Source organism: Pseudarthrobacter sp. NPDC092419 (assembly GCF_044755045.1).
Classification (GTDB): domain Bacteria; phylum Actinomycetota; class Actinomycetes; order Actinomycetales; family Micrococcaceae; genus Arthrobacter.
In genome coordinates, this window is record NZ_JBIVQF010000002.1 from 304,595 (window position 1) to 321,992 (window position 17,398).

Sequence of the window (17,398 nt, forward strand, 5' to 3'; positions counted from 1 at the left end):
ACCCGGCCGCAACGCGGGCCTACTCGCTGAAGTCGCCCGCGTTGCGCCGGAAGTTGCCCAAAATCCGGATGAGCTGATCCACGTCCTGGTCCCCAAAGCCCGACTGGGCGAACACATCTGAGTTGAGCGCCGCCGTCGCGCTCTTGGCCAATCTGCGGCCCTCCGGGGTGAGCTCGATCAGCGTGGTGCGGCCGTCCGTGGGGTGCGGCGAACGGTGCACCAGTCCGGCCTGCTCCAGACGGTCGACGGCGTTCGTCACCGACGTGGGATGCACCTGCAGGAGGGCGCTGGCCTTGTTCATGGGCAGCGCGCCGCTGCGGGCGAAACTGAGCAGGGCCAGGAGTTCGTAGCGGGCGAAGGTCAGGCCGAAAGGCTTCAGCACCGCCTCGATGCGGGCCAGCAGGATCTGCTGGGTGCGCATGATGGCGGTGATGGCGGCCATCGGCGCGGCGACGTCGGACCAGCCGTGCCGCTCCCAGTTCAGCCGGGCGTCCGCGATCGGGTCACGCGGCAGCGGCGTGGCCATGGCACCTCCCGCGGGTCGTCCTGCAATCCATGGGCATCAGCCTAGCTTTTCAGCGCCGGGAAATCGGCTTCGGAGTACTCGACTCCGAGCCCGGCCGGGAGCGGGGCCTGGCTGTGGCGGAGCGCCTCGCTGCGGCGCAGTTCAACCCTCCGGATCTTTCCGGAGATGGTCTTGGGCAGCTCCGCAAACTCCAGCCGGCGGATGCGCTTGAACGGCGCCAGGTGCTCCCGGCAGTAGCGCAGGATGTCCTGGGCAAGTTCCGGGCTGGGCTCATGCCCGGCTGCCAGCACCACGAACGCCTTGGGCACGGACAGCTTGACCGGATCGGGGGAGGGGACCACGGCCGCCTCGGCCACGGCGGGGTGTTCGATCAGGACGCTCTCAAGCTCGAAGGGAGACAGCCGGTAGTCAGAGGACTTGAAGACGTCGTCGCCGCGTCCCACATAGGTGATGACCCCGTTGGCGTCCCGGCTGGCCATGTCGCCCGTGTGGTAGTAGCCGTCCCGGAACGCCTCGGCGGTCTTGGCCGCATCACCGAAGTACCCCTTCATCAGCCCCGCGGGACGGGGGTCCAGGCGCAGGCAGAGCTCGCCGTCGTCGCCTTCCGCTCCCGTGGCGGGGTCCACCAGGACCACGTCATAGCCGGGCAGTGGCTTGCCCATGGCGCCGATGGTGACGGGCTGGCCGGGGGTGTTGGCGATCTGGACCGTGGACTCGGTCTGGCCGAAGCCGTCGCGGATAGTTTGGCCCCAGGCGCGGCGGACCTGGTCGATCACCTCGGCGTTGAGGGGCTCGCCGGCGGACACCACTTTCGACGGCGGCGTCTTGAGCAGGGTCAGGTCCGCCTGGATGAGCATCCGCCACACCGTGGGAGGCGCGCAGAAGCTGGTTACGGACTCCCGCTCCATCTGTTCCATGAGGGCCCTGGCGTCGAAGCGGTCGTAGTTATAGATGAAGACGCACGCCTCGGCGATCCACGGCGTGAAGACGTTGGACCAGGCGTGCTTGGCCCACCCGGGGGAGGCCACGTTCAGGTGGACGTCGCCGGGTTCCAGGCCGATCCAGAACATGGTGGACAGATGGCCCACGGGGTAGTAGGTGTGCGTGTGCTCCACGAGCTTGGCCTTGGAGGTGGTGCCGGAGGTGAAGTAGAGCAGCAGGGTCTCGTCGGCGTGCGTGGGCGCGTCCGGTCTGAAGTCCTCCGCCGACCCGGTGGCCTCCGCATACTGCAGGGCCACTGGCTCGCTGGAGGCTGCCCCGATTTCGACCAGCGTGTAGTCGCCGGGGACATCTCGGAATTTGGCGATGTTGGCGCTGCCCACCGCTGCCCAGGTGGCACCTCCGCGTTCCACCCGGTCCTTCAGGTCCGCCGGCCCCATGAGGGTGGTGGTGGGGATCATGACGATGCCCAGTTTGATGCCGGCCAGCATGAGTTCCCAGAGCTCCACCTGGTTGCCCAGCATGATGATCATCCGGTCGCCGCGGCGCACGCCCTGGCTGCGGAGCCAGTTGGCCACCTGGGAAGAGCGCCGGGAAAGGTTGGCAAAGCTCCGTCGGGTGGCCGAACCATCCTGTTCAACGATCACAAGGGCCGGGCGATCCGCCGTGGCCGGCGCCGCCGCGACCATGTCGAACCAGTCCAGGGCGAAATTGAAGTGCTCGAACCGGGGCCACTGGAATTCGCTGTATGCGGCGTCGTAGTCCTCCCGGAGTGCGAGCAGGCGGTCCCGTGCCGCGCGGAATTCCTCAGTGACGGTCATGGTGCACCTTTCGCCGGATGGGTGTAGCTAGTGATCCATGTCACTGTGCAATATACTAGGACATCCAAGGGTTTGAAAGATCCGGCCGGTCCGGAGCACTCTCACGGAAGGGATGGGCCCCTGTGCGGCCTCATGCAGCAGCACCATCAGCAGTTCAGCCGCAGCCGGCGCCGCCGTTTCCGGACGCCGACCTCATGCACGTGGTGGAGCAACTGCCGCCCGCAGAGCAGGACCGGTACCACGAAGTCCGCGAGTTCCTGCAGAGCCGGATCCGCGCAGCCTCCATCGACTACTGGAACCGGGAGGAGTTTCCGTTCGGCCTGGTGGCGGAACTGGGGAAGTACGGGCTGGGCGGCCTGCAGACGGACGGCACCTCCGTCCTCTTCAAGGGCCTCATGTACGCGGAGGTGGCCCGGGCGGACGTGTCGCTGTCCGCGCTGGTAGGGATCCACAATGAACTCATCGTCGGGATGATCCACCAGCTGGGCTCGGAGGAACAGAAGACCCGCTGGTTGCCGGGGCTCACGGCCCTGCAGCAGATTGGCGCGTTCGCACTGACCGAACCCGACCACGGCTCGGACATCGCCGGCGGCCTGGCCACCACTGCCCGGCGTGACGGCGCGGAATGGGTGCTCAACGGCGCCAAGCGCTGGATCGGCGCCGGAACCATCGCCGACTTCGCCCTGGTGTGGGCCCGGGATACCGCGGACCGGCAGATCAAGGGCTTCATCGTGGAGACGGACCGGCCGGGCTACACGGCTACCAAGATTGCCAACAAGATCGGGCTGCGGATCATGCAGAACGCGGACATCGTGCTGGACGAGGTGCGCATCCCGGCCGGCAACCTCCTGCCGGGGGCAACGGACTTTTCCCGCGCCAACGAGCTGCTGCGGGACTCACGCGCCTGGGTGGGCTGGCAGGCAGCGGGCATCCAGCTGGCGGCTTTCGACGTCGCCAGGTCCTATGCCCTGCACCGGAAGCAGTTCGGCAAGGAACTCGCGCGCTTCCAGCTGATCCAGCAGCAGCTCGCCGAGATCCTGGGCAACGCCACGGCGTCCCTTTCGCTCATGGTCCAGCTGGCGCGGATCCAGGCGGGCGGCAAACTGGAAATGGCCCAGGCCGCCATGGCAAAGTCGACCACCACCAGGTTGGCCCGGGCATCCGTGGCGATGGGCCGCTCCCTGATGGGCGGCAACGGGATCAGCACCGACTACGAGATGGGCAAGCTCTTCGGCGACGCCGAGATTCTCTACACCTACGAGGGCACCTACGAAATCAATTCCCTGATCGTCGCCAGGGCCGTGACCGGAAAGTCCGCCTTCGCATAGACCGGCTGCGTGCCTGCGCCACCAGGCGGCTGAAAGCGAAGACGAAGATGGCTTCGGTGACCAGCATCAGCGACACCAGCAGCCACTGTCCCTGGGCGGCAAAGACGATCCCGCCGGTGACCGCCATGAGGGTGCCCAGTGCCAGGGCGTAAACGGCGAATCCTACGGCCACACGTGCGCTGCGGACACCGGTGCGAAATCCGAATCCGTGGGGCTCGCCGCCGGGTTGGCCGGGAATGCGGTCGGGCGCGGCCGGTCCCAGCCGGTCGAACTCTTCCCAGGGGTCCCGCTCCTGTCCCGTCACCCTTCCATTGTCCCAAACGAGGGGCCGGGAGAAGCAGTGGAACGCAAAACAGCGGCTCCTTCGGCACAATACCGAAGGAGCCGCTGAGTGGTACCGGGTTCAGCCGGACGGGCCGGCGGTCACCAAAACCTTAAAGGGGGCGGATGTTTTCTGCCTGCGGACCCTTGGGGCCCTGGGTCACATCGAATTCGACCTTCTGGTTTTCGTCCAGGGAGCGGTATCCGCTGGTGGCGATTGCCGAGTAGTGGGCGAAAACGTCAGCGGACCCGTCATCGGGGGCAATGAAGCCAAAACCCTTTTCGGCGTTGAACCATTTAACTGTGCCTGTTGCCATGGCTGCATTCCTTCATGTGACTCTGATTCTCTCCCCGGGTTATCCGCCCAGAGTGTGCGGAGAACGTCCCCCGCAGTCCCAAACGTACGGTGCGCACGCCCGGCATGCAAGGGTTCGGCCCTGTCGCGTCGTTGCTTGCGCCCGTTTTCCCCGCATTTGCCGGGAAATTACGACGGCGCGCCGCACCTTTCGGGCGACACGCCGCCGTCGTGCCCCAAAGGTGGGGAAACCCGGCGCGCACCCAGCTAACGCCGGAGCCTAGATAGCCTCGAGGATGCTGACGTAGTTGGCGATGCCAACGCCGCCCATGTTCTGGACGGCTGCGCGGCGGGGACCGGCCAGCTGCATCTCACCGGCGGTCCCGGTCAGCTGCATGGCCGCCAGCACGTGCTGTGAAACGCCGGTGGCGCCCACCGGGTGGCCCTTGGCCTTCAGGCCGCCGGAGACATTGACCGGCAGCTTTCCGTCCTTGAAGACCCAGCCCTCTTCGATGGCACGGCTGCCCTCGCCGGGTTCGGTGAGGCCCATCGCCTCGTACATGAGGAGTTCGGCGATGGTGAAGCAGTCGTGCACCTCGGCGAAGTCGAGGTCGTCAAGCCCGACGCCGGCCATCGCCAGGGCACGCTGCCAGGACATCCGCGTGGCCTCGAAAGCGGTGGGGTCCCGGCGCTCGGCGGGGAAGAAGTCGTTGGCCTGGCCGAACCCTGCAAGCCGCACTGGCCCGGCCGCGCCGCCCGTGGGTGAGGAAGACAGGACGACGGCGGCCGCGCCGTCGGACACGGGGGAGCAGTCGGTGCGGCGCAATGGATCGGCGACCATCGGGTTCTTGTCCGAGACAGTGCGGCAGAATTCCTCGCCCAGGTCCTTCCGAAGCTGTGCGTACGGGTTGTCCACGCCATTGCGGTGGTTCTTGGCCGCGATGGTGCCCAGGACATCGGACAGGTTTCCTGCGCCAGCGCAATAGCGCTTCTGGTAGTGCTTGGCCACCTCCGCGAAAAGCCCGGTGAAGCCCGTGGTGGAGGACTTGCCGGCCATGTCGTAGTCCGCACCCAGCAGACCGGCGCCCACCACGTCGGCGCCGGCGTGGGTCATCTTTTCCGCGCCCACCACCAGGACCGTCTTGGCGGTGCCGGCCAGGAGCGACTTGGTGCCCTGCTGGAACGCGGCGGAACCGGAGGCGCAGGCATTTTCGACCCGGGTGGACGGGACGTTCGCCAGCTCCGGGGAAACCTGCAGTGCCAGCGAAGACGGGAACGCCAGCGGCATCATGCCGGAGTTGAACTGGCCCACAAAGATTTCGTCGATCTGGCCGGGCTCGATTCCGGCAGTGTTGATGGCGTCAGTGGCCACCTGGACGATCAGCGATTCCAGCGTGTCCTCGCTGAGCTTCCCGAAGCGGCTGTGTCCCCAGCCGGTGATCAGGACATCCTTGCCAAACTGTTCCTGCAGGCTCATGCCGGTGCTCCTTCCAGGGCCGGGTCGTCCAGGGCGACGGTGAATTCCGCCTCGGTCTTCTCCCGGATCTCCTCTTCGGTGACGCCCGGGGCCAGGCGCGTCAGCGTCAGCTGCCGCCCGCCGTCGTCCGTTTTCACCAGGTCGAAGACGGCGAGGTCGCTGATGATCCGGTCCACGCAGCTCAGGCCGGTTAGCGGCAGGGTGCATTCGCGCACGATCTTGGCCGTGCCGTCCTTGGCGTTGTGCTCGGTCAGGACCACCACGCGCGGAGTTCCGGCCACCAGATCCATGGCGCCGCCCATGCCCTTGACCATCTTTCCGGGAATGGTCCAGTTGGCCAGGTCGCCGTTTCCGGAGACCTGCATGGCGCCGAGGATGGCCACCTTGACGTGGCCGCCACGGATCATGCCGAACGAGGTGGCGGAGTCGAAGATGCTGCCACCGGGCAGGACCGTCACGGTCTGCTTGCCGGCGTTGATCAGGTCCGCGTCCTCTTCGCCCTCGTACGGGAAGGGGCCCATCCCCAGCAGTCCGTTCTCGCTCTGCAGGACCACCCGCACGCCTTCGGGCAGGTTGTTGGCCACGAGTGTGGGGATGCCGATCCCCAGGTTCACGTAGTCGCCGTCGTTCAGTTCCTCGGCCGCGATGGCGGCCATTTCGTCCCTGGTCCAGGCCATGGGGTTCTCCTTAAAGTTGGTTCAGGTGGGTGGGCGCTGTTAGGCGAATACGCGCGGCCGGACGGTGCGCTGCTCGATGTCCTTGACGCGGTCCGTGGCCTGCACCAGCCGCTGGACATACACGCCGGGGGTCACGATGTGGTTGGGATCCAGTTGGCCGGGGTCCACGATGACCTCGGCTTCGGCGATGGTCAGCTCCGCCGCGGTGGCCACTACCGGGTTAAAGTTGCGGGCGGTGTAGCGGTAGACGAGGTTGCCGTCCGTATCCGCGGTGTGCGCGTGGACCAGGGCGACGTCGGCCCGGATGGCGCGCTCGCGGACGTACGTTTCGCCGTCGAATTCCTCGAGGGGCTTGCCTTCCGCCACCATGGTGCCCACACCGGTCTTGGTGAAGAAGGCGGGGATGCCTGCGCCGCCGGCACGGAGCCGCTCGGCGAGGGTGCCCTGCGGAGTGAACTCCACCTCGAGCTTGCCCGCGAGGTACTGCTCGGCGAAGAGCTTGTTCTCGCCCACGTAGGAGGCGATGACCTTGCGGACCTGGCCGGCTTCGATGAGGATGCCCAGGCCTTTGCCGTCCACGCCCATGTTGTTGGAGACAACTGTCAGGTCCTTGACCCCCGAGTCCCGCACGGCTTCGATCAGGTCCGCGGGGATGCCGCTGAGTCCGAAACCTCCGACGGCAAGGGTCATGCCGTCCTGTAGCGATCCTTGCAGGGCCTCGGCGGCAGATGGACGGAGTTTGGTCATGGCGTCTCCTCATTGAGCGGCGCGGGTTGCGCGGGGCGGGCCGTCCACTTTATGGACGGGTGTTCTGCCATAGGAGATTACGGGCCGCCCTGAGGATGCGTCAAGGCTCGCTTTTCTTGATGTACGACCTGTTTTACACTGTGGACGGACGAAGACCAGGTATCCACAATATGGACGTTTAGGAGATTTCATGGGCAGTGTTCCGGTTCAGGGTGCCCAGGTGGTCAGCCGCATCGCGGGCCTGCTGCGCCTGGTGGGGCGCAGCAGCGAGGGGATGCCTCTCGCCCCGCTGGTGCGTGAGTCCGGTTTGACCCGGCCCACGGTGCACCGGCTCCTGTCCTCCTTGGCGTCGGAAGGCCTGTTGGACCACGACGCAGCCACCGGAAACTGGGTCCTTGGCCCGGAGATGCTGCTCCTGGGATCCGTCGCCTCGGCCCGTTTCCCGCTGGAGGACATTGCCCGGCCAAGCCTCCGCCGCCTCGCCGAGGCCACCGGGGAGAGCGCCTTCTTCTCGATCCGCCGCGGCGCCGAAACGGTGTGCCTGCTGCGCGAAGAGGGCAGCTTCCCCGTCCGCTCCTTTGTGCTGCACGAAGGTGTGCGGTTTCCGCTCGGGGTCGCCTCCGCCGGAACCGCGATCATGGCGTTCCTGTCGGAGGCTGAGCAGGAGGAACTCTTCGCGGACTGGCAGGCGCATGCCGGATCCTTTGCCGTGGCCCATTCACCGCAGGTGGTGCGCGCGAACCTGGCCGAGACGCGGCTCAAGGGATACTCGGTCAACCCCGGCCTGGTCCTGGAAGGGAGCTGGGGGATGGGTGCGGCGGTGTTCGATTCTTCCGGCCGCCCCGCCTGGGCTTTGTCGCTCACCGGGATCGAGCCCCGCTTCAAGCCGGAAAGGCAGGCGGAGCTGGGGTCCCTCCTGCTGGGCGAGGCCCACCGCATCACCCAGCAGTTGGGCGGCGTTGCAGAAAAGGGGCGCCTGCCCCGCTGACCCGGCGGGGTTACCGTCCCGGCTAGAGGCCGGTGCGGGGCTCTTCCGGGCCCTCGTGCTTCCACCAGGTGTCGAAGATGCTGACCGGGACGGTGCGCTTGTGCCGGGTCCGCAGGTACTTCTGCTCGATCAGCTCCGCGACGTGGTCCGGAACCTCCCGGCCCTCGAGGTAGTCGTCAATCTGGTCGTAGGTGAGGCCCAGCTCGTCCTCATCGGTGCGGCCCGGCTTATCGTCCAGCAGGTCGGCGGTGGGCACCTTCTCCCACACCCGCGCGGGCGCGCCCAACTCGGCCAGGAGGGCCCGGTTCTGCCGCTTGTTCAGGCCGAAGAGGGGAAGGATGTCCGCGCCGCCGTCGCCGTACTTGGTGAAGAAGCCGGTGACGGACTCGGCGCCGTGGTCCGTGCCCACCACCAGATAGTTGTGCTCCCCGGCCAGCGCATACTGGGCGATCATTCGGGTGCGCGCCTTGGTGTTGCCCTTGTGGAAGTCCGAGATTTCATTGCCTACGGTCTTCTCGAATTCATCCTCGAAGCCGTCCACGGCCGCGGCAATATTGAAGGTCCACTGGGTCTTGGGCTGGATGAAGTCCATGGCGGCCTGGGCATCGTCCTCATCGTGCTGGACCCCGTAGGGGAGGCGCACGGCCACGAAATTGGCGTCGACCCCCTCAGCTTCGAGCTCCTGGACCGCCATCTGCGCGAGCCTGCCGGCAAGGGAGGAATCGAGCCCACCGGAGATGCCCAGCACGAAGCCTTTGGTTCCCGTGGCTTTGAGGTAATCCTTGAGGAAATCGACGCGCTTGCGCACCTCCCCTGCGGGATCAATGCGGGGCTGGACGCCCATTTCTTCAATGATTCTGGCCTGGAGTTCGCGCATGGGATCCAGCCTAGCCAGAGGTGTCAATAGCCCTCAAGCGCAGGCGGCGGCCGTGCCCCACTAAACTGGGAACCATGACTTCCCCCACCGAAACCGCGGCCGATACTGCCGCCGCCCGCGCCCGCCTGCTGGAACTGATCAAGGAACTGGCCGTAGTCCGCGGCAAGGTCATCCTCTCCAGCGGAGCTGAGGCGGACTACTACATCGACCTGCGCCGCATCACCCTGCACCATGAGGCGTCCAAGCTGGTGGGCCAGGTCATGCTGGCGCTCGCCGACGACGCCGGCATCAGCTTCGAGTGCGCGGGCGGCCTGACGATGGGGGCCGACCCCGTGGGGACCGCCGTCATGCATGCCGCGGTCGATGCCGGGCGCCCGGTCGACGCCTTCGTGGTGCGCAAGGCGCAGAAGTCGTACGGCATGGGACGGCAGGTCGAGGGCCCGTCAGTGGAGGGCCGCAACGTCCTGGTCCTCGAGGACACGTCCACCACCGGCGGCTCCGCGCTGACCGCTGTGGAAGGCGTCCGCAAGGCCGGCGGAAACGTGGTGGCCGTGGCAGTCATCGTGGACCGCGATACTGGCGCGAAGGAAAAGATCGAGGCGGAAACCGGGGTTCCCTACCTCTTTGCGTTCGGCAAGGACGAACTGGGCCTCTCCTAGCCTGCAAACTGTTGGAACCCCGGCGCCCCTGATTTATCATGTGCGTACCCCTTCGAATGACCCTGGAGAACGCGCCATGCTCCACGCAGACCCGCCCCTCAGCACCACTGACCAGGTGCAGAACCTCATCCTGGAGAGTGCCGACTTCGAGGACTTCCTCAACGAACTCGCGCGGTTCTCTGCGCACCAGATGGCCGGCGACGGCGACGACGCGCTGTGCGGCATCACGCTGCTCCGCGACCGTAAGGCCGCAACTATCGGGTGGAGCAGCGAATCGGCCCGGGAAGTGGACCAGATACAGTATTCGCTCTCCCAGGGACCGTGCCTCACTGCAGCCCAGGAGGAACGCGAAGTCCACGTCCCCGACCTGCTCGAGGAGAACCGCTGGGGGCCCGATTACGCCCACGCCGTGGCCGCGCACGGCCTGCGGTCCGTCCTGTCCCTTCCCTTCAACCTGCAGGGAGAAGCGAAGGCCGCACTGAATCTTTACTCCGATGCGCCGCGCAAGTTCGATGAGCGTGCTACTGCCAGGGCCCGCGGGTTCACCCGCGAGATCTCCCAAGCCCTTCGGCTGGCCGTACGGTTTTCACTCCACACCGACAGCGCCGCCAACCTCCGCGCCACCCTTGAGTCCCGGACCATCATTGACATCGCCATCGGCATAGTCATGGCCCAGAACCGCTGCAGCCAGGAAACAGCTGTCGGGATCCTGACCGAGGCGGCGAGCAACAGCAACACCAAGTTACGGGACATCGCCCGGTCGCTGGTGGACTCTGTAGGCGGCGCCGGAACACGGACGCATTTCCAGGAGCCCGGAAAGGTGGAATCCAGCCGGACTGCGTGAGCCCCCGGCGCCGCATCAGGCGCTGTACCGCGCGGATGGCTTGTGCGGAGGCTGTCGTGGCGGATACGCTTGCCGAGGTTGAGCCGTCGGCCATAGAACCTCTTTTGGAGTACCTATGGACCACACCTTAAATGCCCGGATCAGCATCGATGTTCCTTCCGATGTTGTCCGGATCGACGTCGAGGGAAGTCTGGACCAGCAGTCCCGCCCCGTCCTGATCCACATTATTGGCCGCGTGCGTCGGATGGGCATCCGCTCCCACATCCGTGTTGACCTCTCCCGGGCGGAGCTTATTGCCTCCGCCGCCCTTGCCGGACTCCGCGGCGACCTCAATGCCATGGATGCCCTCACCCTGCCCGGAATCTACAGTGCCGGAGTTTCCATTGAGGTCACTCCGGGGCTGGACGTCCCGGCTGCCGGCGAGCCGCTGACGGTCGACGGCGGCGGGTCGCCGACCAGCGATGTGCACCCGCCTGTGGGGTTGCCGCCCACCACCGGCGCGTACCTGGATGAGCTGTGCGGCCGTCCCCTCGCCGACTATGCGGACCCGGAACTGCTGGCCGCGAGCGACGCACTTTTTTCGCTCCTGGACAGCCCCGGTGCCTTGGCCGGGGCCGACCTGCTGGGCCGCTACAACGACATCGGGCGGGAGATCCTGCGCCGCCAGCAGTCGGTACTGGATGGCTGGCCTGCGGAAACTCCGGGTTCTCGTCCGGCAGCCGGGAACCAGGCTGCCAGCTGACTTTACGCCGAATGGTTACCTCCACCGTCTTGCGGGGGGCTCTTCCCGTATGCCTACGGTAGGGGAGTGCCACACGAGGGGGAGCTGACTGCCCAGGACCGGCCCCGGACTCCCGAAGCCCGGCTGCTGGATGAAGCTGCTGCCCTGAAACGGTTCTCCCGCCGCAGCTTCCTTGCCGGTGCCGGGGCGTCCGGAATTCTCGCCGCGGACATGCTCATTACCCGGCACGTCCAGTCCCAGCGCCGGACCAACCGGATTCTGGCGGTGCCGGACGACTTCGCGGACGAATACCATCCCAACGCCAGCTGGTTCCTTTTTCCCGGCTACAAAACCAGCTGGGAAGAGGCCCAGTGGATCCTCAACTCCCTCCGGGGGGCTCTGAACAAGCGCGCACGGCTGGCCGCCGTCGGATATTCCAACCTTGGCCTGGACATCGACGAGGTAGTAATAGCCGTCATCGAGCACGTCCGGGCCGAGAAGATCACCAAGCTGTTCTTCTATGGCCACAGTTTTGGCGGCATGGTGGCAACGCAGGTTGCCGCCCGGCTGCTGGAGATCCACGGCGTGGAGGTGGACTTCATCGTGCTGGATTCGAGCCCTTACAGCAAGCACGACGTGCTGGACCAGAGCTGGTTCGACGGCGTGGTGTTCCTCTACGAGCGCGGGTTCCGGTTCCCGTCTGCGCTGCGGGGCGGCTACGAACTGGGCGAGAGGGTCATCCACAAGGACGAGCGGACCTGGCGGCAGATCCTGGACCAGACCCTGGAGCAGCTCTCGCCCATCGCCCCCTCCAGCGTGCTCATCCAGTCCGAGTCCGCCTTCATCTACCACTTCGACGGGTTGCGGTTCGTGGGCAAGCTCGGCAACGCCAAGATGGCCTACATCGGCAACCGGCGCGACCGGACCGTCCGCTACCAGACGGCGGTTGAGGCGTGGGCGGTGGCCTTCAAGGACAACATGGTCTCCTGGGACCTGCAGACCGAAGGCGCGCAGCCTGCCCACGCCAGCCCCGGCTGGAACCCGCACATCTACCGGCCCGTCCTGGCGGACCTGCTGGACAGCTACTTCCCGCTGCCGCGCGGCGGCTCCCGCGTGAGCATCTTCTAGGCCGTCGGACCTAGATCTGGTTCTTCAGGTCCGCCACGGAATCCAGCACCTGGTTGGGCCTGAACGGGAAAGAACCGATGTCCTCGCGCCGGGTGATGCCGGTGAGGACGAGAACGGTGTGCAGGCCCGCTTCCATGCCGGCCACGATGTCCGTGTCCATCCGGTCGCCGATCATGGCGGTGGTTTCCGAGTGGGCGTCGATCTGGTTCATCGCGGACCGGAACATCATGGGATTGGGCTTGCCCACGATGTACGGCTCGCGCTCCGTGGCCTTGGTGATAAGGGCGGCGATGGCGCCTGTGGCCGGCAGCGGCCCGTCCTTTGAGGGCCCGGTGGCGTCCGGGTTGGTGGCAATGAACCGCGCTCCCGCCAGGATCAGACGGATGGCGGTAGTGATGGCCTCGAAGGAATAGGTGCGCGTCTCGCCGAGCACCACGAAGTCCGGGTCCTGGTCGGTGAGGATGAAGCCGGCCTCGTGCAGCGCCGTCGTCAATCCTGCCTCGCCGATGGTGTACGCCCGGTTCCCGGAGCCCGAACCCTGCACCTGGTCCTTGAGGAACTGGGCGGTGGCCAGTGCGGAGGTCCAGATGTTCTCCTCCGGCACCTCCAAGCCGGAGGCGCGCAGCCGGGCGGCGAGGTCGCGGGGCGTGAAGATGGAGTTGTTGGTGAGCACCAGGAACCGCTTGGACGTGTCCACCCAGCGCTGGATGAGTTCCGCGGCGCCGGGAACTGCCTGGTTTTCGTGCACCAGCACGCCGTCCATGTCGGTCAGCCAGCACTCGATTTCCTGGCCGCTGCGGTAAACCGCCGGGTTGCCCTTGACCATGTCCGCTTCTGCCATACCTAACCTCCGCCGGTGATGTTTGCTCCGATGGTCCAGTCTAGTGTTGAGGGGTGACCCAAACGCCCGGTATGACGAACGAACCCGACCACGCGCCCGGGGAGGCTGAACTGCCCAGGGCGGAGGTCGGCGCCGGGCCCTGGGAAGGCGAGCTTCCCGAAGGCGACCACTGGGACCCAGACCTGCTGGCGGACGGTGACCGGCGCAACGTGCTGGACAAGTACCGCTACTGGAAGCACGAGGCGATCGTTGCGGAACTGGATTCCCGGCGGCACAACTTCCACGTCGCCATCGAAAACTGGCAGCATGACCTCAACATCGGCACGGTGGTGCGCACGGCCAACGCGTTCCTGGCCAAGGAGGTCCACATCATCGGACGACGGCGCTGGAACCGGCGCGGCGCGATGGTCACCGACCGCTACCAGCACGTCCGCCACCACCCCACCGTGGAGGATTTTGTCGCGTGGGCGCAGGGCGAAGGGCTGGCGATCATCGGCGTCGACATCTTCCCGGACTCGGTGCCGCTGGAGACGTACGACCTTCCGCGCGACTGCGTGCTGGTGTTCGGCCAGGAGGGGCCCGGGCTGACGCCGGAGGTGCACGCCGCGGCCGCCGCCACCCTGTCCATCGAGCAGTTCGGCTCCACACGGTCCATCAATGCCGCCTCCGCCGCAGCGATAGCGATGCACGCCTGGGTCCGACGGCACGTGTTCAACCAGCACGTCTGACCGGCCCGCCCCTTCCCGCCCACCCCCTCACCCCCCGCGAGATGGCATTTAACGGCAGTCCGGGGCCCCACAACTGCCGTTAAATGCCATCTCGCGGAGGGGTGGGAAAGCTGGCCTGTGGATAACCCAATCCGGGCATCGGGGCCGGGCAAGAATGAAGGATGCGCAGGGCCGAACTTCCCGATGAGCTGACCACGGGTTCCTTTTCCGTGAGGAGCTCCGACAAGGCAGGGGTTAGCCGGACGCGCACTGCAGCCAAGGATCTGGTCACCGTCTCCCGGGGAATCCGGATACCGGTCCACTCCGGAGCCTCGGGTGCTGCGGCATTGCGCGGCTACACGGACCTGGACGACACCTCCGTGCTGACGTCCCTGTCGGCGCTACGGGTCTGGGGCGGACCGGTGCCGGCGGCAATGAGCGGTGACTGGCGAATCCATGTGGCACGCCGGCGGGGTTTCAGCTTTCCGCGGCGCGTCAACGTGGTGGGCCACCTCCTGACCTTCCTTCCGGGGGAAACGGTGGAGTACGACGGCGTCCGCGTCACTTCGCCTGCGCGCACCTGGCTCGACCTCGCGTCGCTGCTGGTACTGAAGGATCTGGTGGCAGTTGGCGACTTCTTCGTGTGTGCCCACGGACCGGAGTTCCCACGGCCCCGGCGCGCACTCTGCAGCATCGAAGACCTCCGGGTTGCCGTATCAAGGCACCGGGGCATGCGGGGCCTGAAGACGGCGCGGGCGGCGCTTGAGCTGATCCGGGTGGGCTGCGACTCTGCGCCCGAGACGCATATGCGGCTGGCACTTGTCGACGCCGGACTGCCTGAACCGGAACTGAACCACGTACTTTTCGGCCGCGACGGGCAGCCCGTGCTGTGGCCCGACGCCGCGTACCCCGACTGGAAGATCGCCCTCCAATACGACGGACGCCACCACGGCGGCGAGGAGCAGTACCTGCGGGACATTAGGCGCCAGGACACCACGGCGCTCCATGGCTGGCTGGAGGTGCGCATCGGTAAGCAGCACCTCGAAGGCGACCATCCCGCCGTCGTCCGCAAAGTGAGGTCCGCCCTCCTGAGCCGTGGCTGGACGCGAGATGGCATTTAACGGGAGTCCTGAGGCGCGCAACTGCCGTTAAATGCCATCTCGCGGGGGAGTGTTACCGCCCTGCGTGACGCGAGACACTGGCGTAGGGCAGGAATCGCTAGGATGGTGCCTAGCCAACGAGGTCTACTCCAGCGACATATCCCTCAGACGAAACCCCAGCATAGGAGTCAGCATGCCCATTGCAACCCCAGAGATTTATACCGAGATGATTGATCGTGCCAAGGCGGGCGGCTTTGCGTTCCCGGCGGTGAACGTGACTTCCTCGCAGACGCTGAATGCTGCCATCCGCGGGTTCGCCGAAGCTGAGTCCGATGGCATCATCCAGGTGTCCACCGGCGGCGCGGCCTACTGGTCCGGCGCGTCGGTCAAGGATATGGTTGCCGGTTCGCTGGGCTTCGCGGCCTTCGCCCGCGAGGTGGCCAAGAGCTACAACGTCAACATCGCCCTGCACACGGACCACTGCCCCAAGGACAAGCTGGACGGCTTCGTCCTGCCGCTGCTCGCAGCTTCCGAGGCCGAGGTCAAGGCCGGCCGCAACCCGCTGTTCAACTCGCACATGTGGGACGGTTCCGCTGAGACGCTGGAGGACAACCTCCGCATCGCCCGTGAGCTGCTGGAGCGCACCGCCGCCGCCAAGATGATCCTCGAGGTGGAGATCGGCACCGTCGGTGGCGAAGAGGACGGCGTCGAGAACGAGATCAACGAAAAGCTCTACACCACCGTCGAAGACGCCCTGGCCACGGTTGAGGCCCTCGGCGCCGGCGAGCGCGGCCGCTACATCACCGCGCTGACGTTCGGCAACGTCCACGGCGTGTACAAGCCCGGCGGCGTGAAGCTGCGCCCGGAGATCCTCAAGGACATCCAGGCCCAGGTCGGTGCGAAGATCGGCAAGGAAAACCCGTTCGACCTCGTGTTCCACGGCGGCTCCGGCTCCTCGGACCAGGAGATCGCGGACGCCGTCTCCTACGGCACCATCAAGATGAACATCGATACCGACACCCAGTACGCCTACACGCGTCCGGTGGCTGACCACATGTTCCGCAACTACGACGGCGTCCTGAAGGTGGACGGTGAGGTGGGCAACAAGAAGACCTACGACCCCCGCGTCTGGGGCGCGGCCGCCGAAGCAGGCCTCGCCGCACGCGTGGTGGAAGCCACCAAGCAGCTCGGCTCCGCCGGAAAGACCTTCTAGATGTCGGACGAGTTCCGCCGGAACCTGATGGGTCCAGAACCCACGCTCCTTCCTGCCGAGCCTGAGGTGTACCAGCAGCTGGAGGCGGGCCAGGAAACGCTGGACCTGGTGGCGAAGCACCCCACATCCTCGCTGCTGTGGGCCGTCCTGGCCGAGGAAGCGTGGGCAGAGGGCCGCACCATCGATTCCTACGCGTACGCACGGGTCGGCTACCACCGCGGCCTGGATTCGCTCCGCCGCAGCGGCTGGCGCGGGGCTGGGCCCATCCCGTGGGAGCACGAGCCCAACCGCGGCTTCCTCCGCGCGCTCTACTCGCTGGGGCGCGCGTCGGCGGCCATCGGCGAGGCGGAAGAGCCGGAGCGCATCGAGAAGTTCCTCAAGGACTCCGATCCCACGGCCAAGGCTGCGATCCAAGCCTCCTAGCCGCATCGCTGTTTAACGTTCGACGGCGGCCGGTCACCTTTCGCGAAAGGTGACCGGCCGCCGTCGTCCGTCCTGGGAGGGAAAAGTCGTCAGGAGGCTTTTTGGAGGCCTGTCCGGGCCATCGCGTCGGCGTAGGCGACGCGCATGTCCTGGAGATATTCCTCCTGGCGGGCGGGGGAGCCGGCAAACGCGCGGCCGCTGAGGGACCGTACCTTGTAGGTCTTCAGCCCGCGGCGCCACAGCAGTGGAACCTCGGTCTTCAGCAGCAGGTTGGCCAGGCGGTTGGCCTCGGTCCCGTGGGCAACGATCACCGATGCGCGCGGTACCAGGGCCAGGAACTTCAGCAGCGGCTTGAGGCCGGACTGGATCTGGTCGGGCGTGAACTTACCGTTCGGCTCACCGGGAACGTGCCACGGGTGGACGTTCCACGGCATCACGAACTCAGGGCGCAGGCCCAGCTTCCACTGGATCCCCAGCATGCGCGCGGCGGCATCGTGGTCCCCGGCGGTGATGAAGCCGGACGGGTCCGCTTCCCCGATGTTGGAAAAGAGGCTGATGATGCGGCATTCGTCCACGTCGTGCATGGGGTCAACGTACGGCACCACCGTGCCCGGCTTGGCTTCCTGCAGTGAATCACACAGCTCGTTGACGGCTGCGACGTTGGGCTCGTAGCGGCGGCTCAGGAGCTGATCATGGAAGGATTCGGGGGCCAGTGCTGTCATGAAGGGCGGGGTCTCCTGCGGATATGGCGTTGCTGACACACCGG

General features: G+C 66.5%; 20 protein-coding genes. 10 read left to right on the forward strand and 10 right to left on the reverse strand.

Annotated elements, in window-relative coordinates; translation table 11 throughout:
• Positions 1 to 19: 19 nt before the first annotated feature.
• Entirely contained in the window at positions 20 to 526 is a 507-nt protein-coding gene (locus ACIQC0_RS04815) for a MarR family winged helix-turn-helix transcriptional regulator (RefSeq protein WP_377216827.1), read from the reverse strand.
• A gap of 41 nt (positions 527 to 567) precedes the next feature.
• Entirely contained in the window at positions 568 to 2,286 is a 1,719-nt protein-coding gene (locus ACIQC0_RS04820) for an AMP-binding protein (RefSeq protein ID WP_400533002.1), read from the reverse strand.
• A gap of 194 nt (positions 2,287 to 2,480) precedes the next feature.
• Between ACIQC0_RS04820 and ACIQC0_RS04825 the strand changes: the two genes are divergently transcribed.
• Positions 2,481 to 3,614: an acyl-CoA dehydrogenase family protein gene (locus tag ACIQC0_RS04825; RefSeq protein WP_400533278.1), complete on the forward strand. Its 1,134-nt coding sequence runs from the start codon at positions 2,481 to 2,483 to the stop codon at positions 3,612 to 3,614.
• Here the strand turns inward: ACIQC0_RS04825 and ACIQC0_RS04830 are convergent.
• The 5 genes from ACIQC0_RS04830 to ACIQC0_RS04850 form a co-directional block, all read right to left on the reverse strand.
• Positions 3,562 to 3,918, reverse strand: coding sequence for a hypothetical protein (locus ACIQC0_RS04830; protein WP_377216829.1), 357 nt, complete (start codon positions 3,916 to 3,918; stop codon positions 3,562 to 3,564). The genes ACIQC0_RS04825 and ACIQC0_RS04830 overlap by 53 nt on opposite strands.
• A gap of 130 nt (positions 3,919 to 4,048) precedes the next feature.
• Positions 4,049 to 4,252 carry a cold-shock protein gene (locus ACIQC0_RS04835; protein WP_009357211.1) on the reverse strand — a complete coding sequence of 68 codons (204 nt, stop codon included), beginning with the start codon at positions 4,250 to 4,252 and terminating at the stop codon, positions 4,049 to 4,051.
• Between the two features lie 258 nt (positions 4,253 to 4,510).
• A complete protein-coding gene (locus ACIQC0_RS04840) occupies positions 4,511 to 5,707 on the reverse strand; it encodes an acetyl-CoA acetyltransferase (protein WP_400533006.1) in 1,197 nt (398 codons plus the stop codon).
• On the reverse strand, positions 5,704 to 6,384 hold the full coding sequence (locus tag ACIQC0_RS04845) for a CoA transferase subunit B (RefSeq protein WP_377216831.1): 681 nt from the start codon (positions 6,382 to 6,384) through the stop codon (positions 5,704 to 5,706). Before ACIQC0_RS04845 ends, ACIQC0_RS04840 begins: the two co-directional genes overlap by 4 nt.
• Before the next feature lie 39 nt (positions 6,385 to 6,423).
• Positions 6,424 to 7,131, reverse strand: a complete 708-nt coding sequence (locus ACIQC0_RS04850) for a CoA transferase subunit A (protein ID WP_400533008.1) — start codon at positions 7,129 to 7,131, stop codon at positions 6,424 to 6,426.
• Positions 7,132 to 7,321: 190 nt separating this feature from the next.
• On the opposite strand from ACIQC0_RS04850, the gene ACIQC0_RS04855 reads away from it, so the two are divergent.
• On the forward strand, positions 7,322 to 8,119 hold the full coding sequence (locus ACIQC0_RS04855; protein WP_400533010.1) for an IclR family transcriptional regulator: 798 nt from the start codon (positions 7,322 to 7,324) through the stop codon (positions 8,117 to 8,119).
• A 22-nt stretch (positions 8,120 to 8,141) separates the two neighbouring features.
• Here ACIQC0_RS04855 and nadE read toward each other — a convergent pair whose 3' ends face one another.
• The gene (gene nadE / locus ACIQC0_RS04860; RefSeq protein WP_377216834.1) at positions 8,142 to 8,996 is read right to left on the reverse strand and encodes an ammonia-dependent NAD(+) synthetase; all 855 of its coding nucleotides are present in this window, start codon (positions 8,994 to 8,996) and stop codon (positions 8,142 to 8,144) included.
• A 74-nt stretch (positions 8,997 to 9,070) separates the two neighbouring features.
• Between nadE and pyrE the strand changes: the two genes are divergently transcribed.
• The 4 genes from pyrE to ACIQC0_RS04880 all read left to right on the forward strand — a co-directional run bounded on the left by pyrE (position 9,071) and on the right by ACIQC0_RS04880 (position 12,348).
• On the forward strand, positions 9,071 to 9,655 hold the full coding sequence (pyrE, locus tag ACIQC0_RS04865; RefSeq protein ID WP_377216835.1) for an orotate phosphoribosyltransferase: 585 nt from the start codon (positions 9,071 to 9,073) through the stop codon (positions 9,653 to 9,655).
• 76 nt (positions 9,656 to 9,731) lie between these two features.
• The gene (locus tag ACIQC0_RS04870; protein ID WP_377216836.1) at positions 9,732 to 10,499 is read left to right on the forward strand and encodes a GAF and ANTAR domain-containing protein; all 768 of its coding nucleotides are present in this window, start codon (positions 9,732 to 9,734) and stop codon (positions 10,497 to 10,499) included.
• A gap of 115 nt (positions 10,500 to 10,614) precedes the next feature.
• A complete protein-coding gene (locus ACIQC0_RS04875; protein ID WP_400533013.1) occupies positions 10,615 to 11,241 on the forward strand; it encodes a hypothetical protein in 627 nt (208 codons plus the stop codon).
• 66 nt (positions 11,242 to 11,307) lie between these two features.
• Positions 11,308 to 12,348 carry an alpha/beta fold hydrolase gene (locus ACIQC0_RS04880; protein ID WP_400533015.1) on the forward strand — a complete coding sequence of 347 codons (1,041 nt, stop codon included), beginning with the start codon at positions 11,308 to 11,310 and terminating at the stop codon, positions 12,346 to 12,348.
• A gap of 10 nt (positions 12,349 to 12,358) precedes the next feature.
• Here ACIQC0_RS04880 and ACIQC0_RS04885 read toward each other — a convergent pair whose 3' ends face one another.
• Positions 12,359 to 13,189 carry an HAD-IIA family hydrolase gene (locus tag ACIQC0_RS04885; protein ID WP_377216839.1) on the reverse strand — a complete coding sequence of 277 codons (831 nt, stop codon included), beginning with the start codon at positions 13,187 to 13,189 and terminating at the stop codon, positions 12,359 to 12,361.
• A 71-nt stretch (positions 13,190 to 13,260) separates the two neighbouring features.
• Between ACIQC0_RS04885 and ACIQC0_RS04890 the strand changes: the two genes are divergently transcribed.
• The 4 genes from ACIQC0_RS04890 (at position 13,261) to ACIQC0_RS04905 (ending at position 16,632) form a co-directional block, all read left to right on the forward strand.
• Complete coding sequence (locus tag ACIQC0_RS04890) at positions 13,261 to 13,917, forward strand: TrmH family RNA methyltransferase (protein ID WP_400533280.1); 657 nt, start codon at positions 13,261 to 13,263, stop codon at positions 13,915 to 13,917.
• Positions 13,918 to 14,078: 161 nt separating this feature from the next.
• A complete protein-coding gene (locus ACIQC0_RS04895; RefSeq protein ID WP_400533017.1) occupies positions 14,079 to 15,017 on the forward strand; it encodes a hypothetical protein in 939 nt (312 codons plus the stop codon).
• 172 nt (positions 15,018 to 15,189) lie between these two features.
• Complete coding sequence (gene fbaA, locus ACIQC0_RS04900) at positions 15,190 to 16,209, forward strand: class II fructose-bisphosphate aldolase (RefSeq protein WP_400533019.1); 1,020 nt, start codon at positions 15,190 to 15,192, stop codon at positions 16,207 to 16,209.
• Positions 16,210 to 16,632 (forward strand): DUF3151 domain-containing protein, encoded by a 423-nt coding sequence (locus ACIQC0_RS04905; RefSeq protein WP_400533021.1) that lies wholly within the window; start codon positions 16,210 to 16,212, stop codon positions 16,630 to 16,632.
• An 89-nt stretch (positions 16,633 to 16,721) separates the two neighbouring features.
• Here the strand turns inward: ACIQC0_RS04905 and ACIQC0_RS04910 are convergent, their stop codons facing one another.
• Entirely contained in the window at positions 16,722 to 17,354 is a 633-nt protein-coding gene (locus ACIQC0_RS04910; RefSeq protein WP_400533023.1) for a uracil-DNA glycosylase, read from the reverse strand.
• Positions 17,355 to 17,398 lie beyond the last annotated feature (44 nt).

Bases quoted from the DNA above. Each gene is read 5' to 3' on its own strand.
- ACIQC0_RS04815 (WP_377216827.1), bottom strand. From the start codon at position 526: ATGGCCACGCCGCTGCCGCGTGACCCGATCGCGGACGCCCGGCTGAAC.
- ACIQC0_RS04820 (WP_400533002.1), bottom strand. From the start codon at position 2,286: ATGACCGTCACTGAGGAATTCCGCGCGGCACGGGACCGCCTGCTCGCA.
- ACIQC0_RS04825 (WP_400533278.1), top strand. From the start codon at position 2,481: ATGCACGTGGTGGAGCAACTGCCGCCCGCAGAGCAGGACCGGTACCAC.
- ACIQC0_RS04835 (WP_009357211.1), bottom strand. From the start codon at position 4,252: ATGGCAACAGGCACAGTTAAATGGTTCAACGCCGAAAAGGGTTTTGGC.
- ACIQC0_RS04840 (WP_400533006.1), bottom strand. From the start codon at position 5,707: ATGAGCCTGCAGGAACAGTTTGGCAAGGATGTCCTGATCACCGGCTGG.
- ACIQC0_RS04845 (WP_377216831.1), bottom strand. From the start codon at position 6,384: ATGGCCTGGACCAGGGACGAAATGGCCGCCATCGCGGCCGAGGAACTG.
- ACIQC0_RS04850 (WP_400533008.1), bottom strand. From the start codon at position 7,131: ATGACCAAACTCCGTCCATCTGCCGCCGAGGCCCTGCAAGGATCGCTA.
- ACIQC0_RS04855 (WP_400533010.1), top strand. From the start codon at position 7,322: ATGGGCAGTGTTCCGGTTCAGGGTGCCCAGGTGGTCAGCCGCATCGCG.
- nadE (WP_377216834.1), bottom strand. From the start codon at position 8,996: ATGCGCGAACTCCAGGCCAGAATCATTGAAGAAATGGGCGTCCAGCCC.
- pyrE (WP_377216835.1), top strand. From the start codon at position 9,071: ATGACTTCCCCCACCGAAACCGCGGCCGATACTGCCGCCGCCCGCGCC.
- ACIQC0_RS04870 (WP_377216836.1), top strand. From the start codon at position 9,732: ATGCTCCACGCAGACCCGCCCCTCAGCACCACTGACCAGGTGCAGAAC.
- ACIQC0_RS04875 (WP_400533013.1), top strand. From the start codon at position 10,615: ATGGACCACACCTTAAATGCCCGGATCAGCATCGATGTTCCTTCCGAT.
- ACIQC0_RS04885 (WP_377216839.1), bottom strand. From the start codon at position 13,189: ATGGCAGAAGCGGACATGGTCAAGGGCAACCCGGCGGTTTACCGCAGC.
- ACIQC0_RS04890 (WP_400533280.1), top strand. From the start codon at position 13,261: ATGACGAACGAACCCGACCACGCGCCCGGGGAGGCTGAACTGCCCAGG.
- ACIQC0_RS04895 (WP_400533017.1), top strand. From the start codon at position 14,079: ATGCGCAGGGCCGAACTTCCCGATGAGCTGACCACGGGTTCCTTTTCC.
- fbaA (WP_400533019.1), top strand. From the start codon at position 15,190: ATGCCCATTGCAACCCCAGAGATTTATACCGAGATGATTGATCGTGCC.
- ACIQC0_RS04905 (WP_400533021.1), top strand. From the start codon at position 16,210: ATGTCGGACGAGTTCCGCCGGAACCTGATGGGTCCAGAACCCACGCTC.
- ACIQC0_RS04910 (WP_400533023.1), bottom strand. From the start codon at position 17,354: ATGACAGCACTGGCCCCCGAATCCTTCCATGATCAGCTCCTGAGCCGC.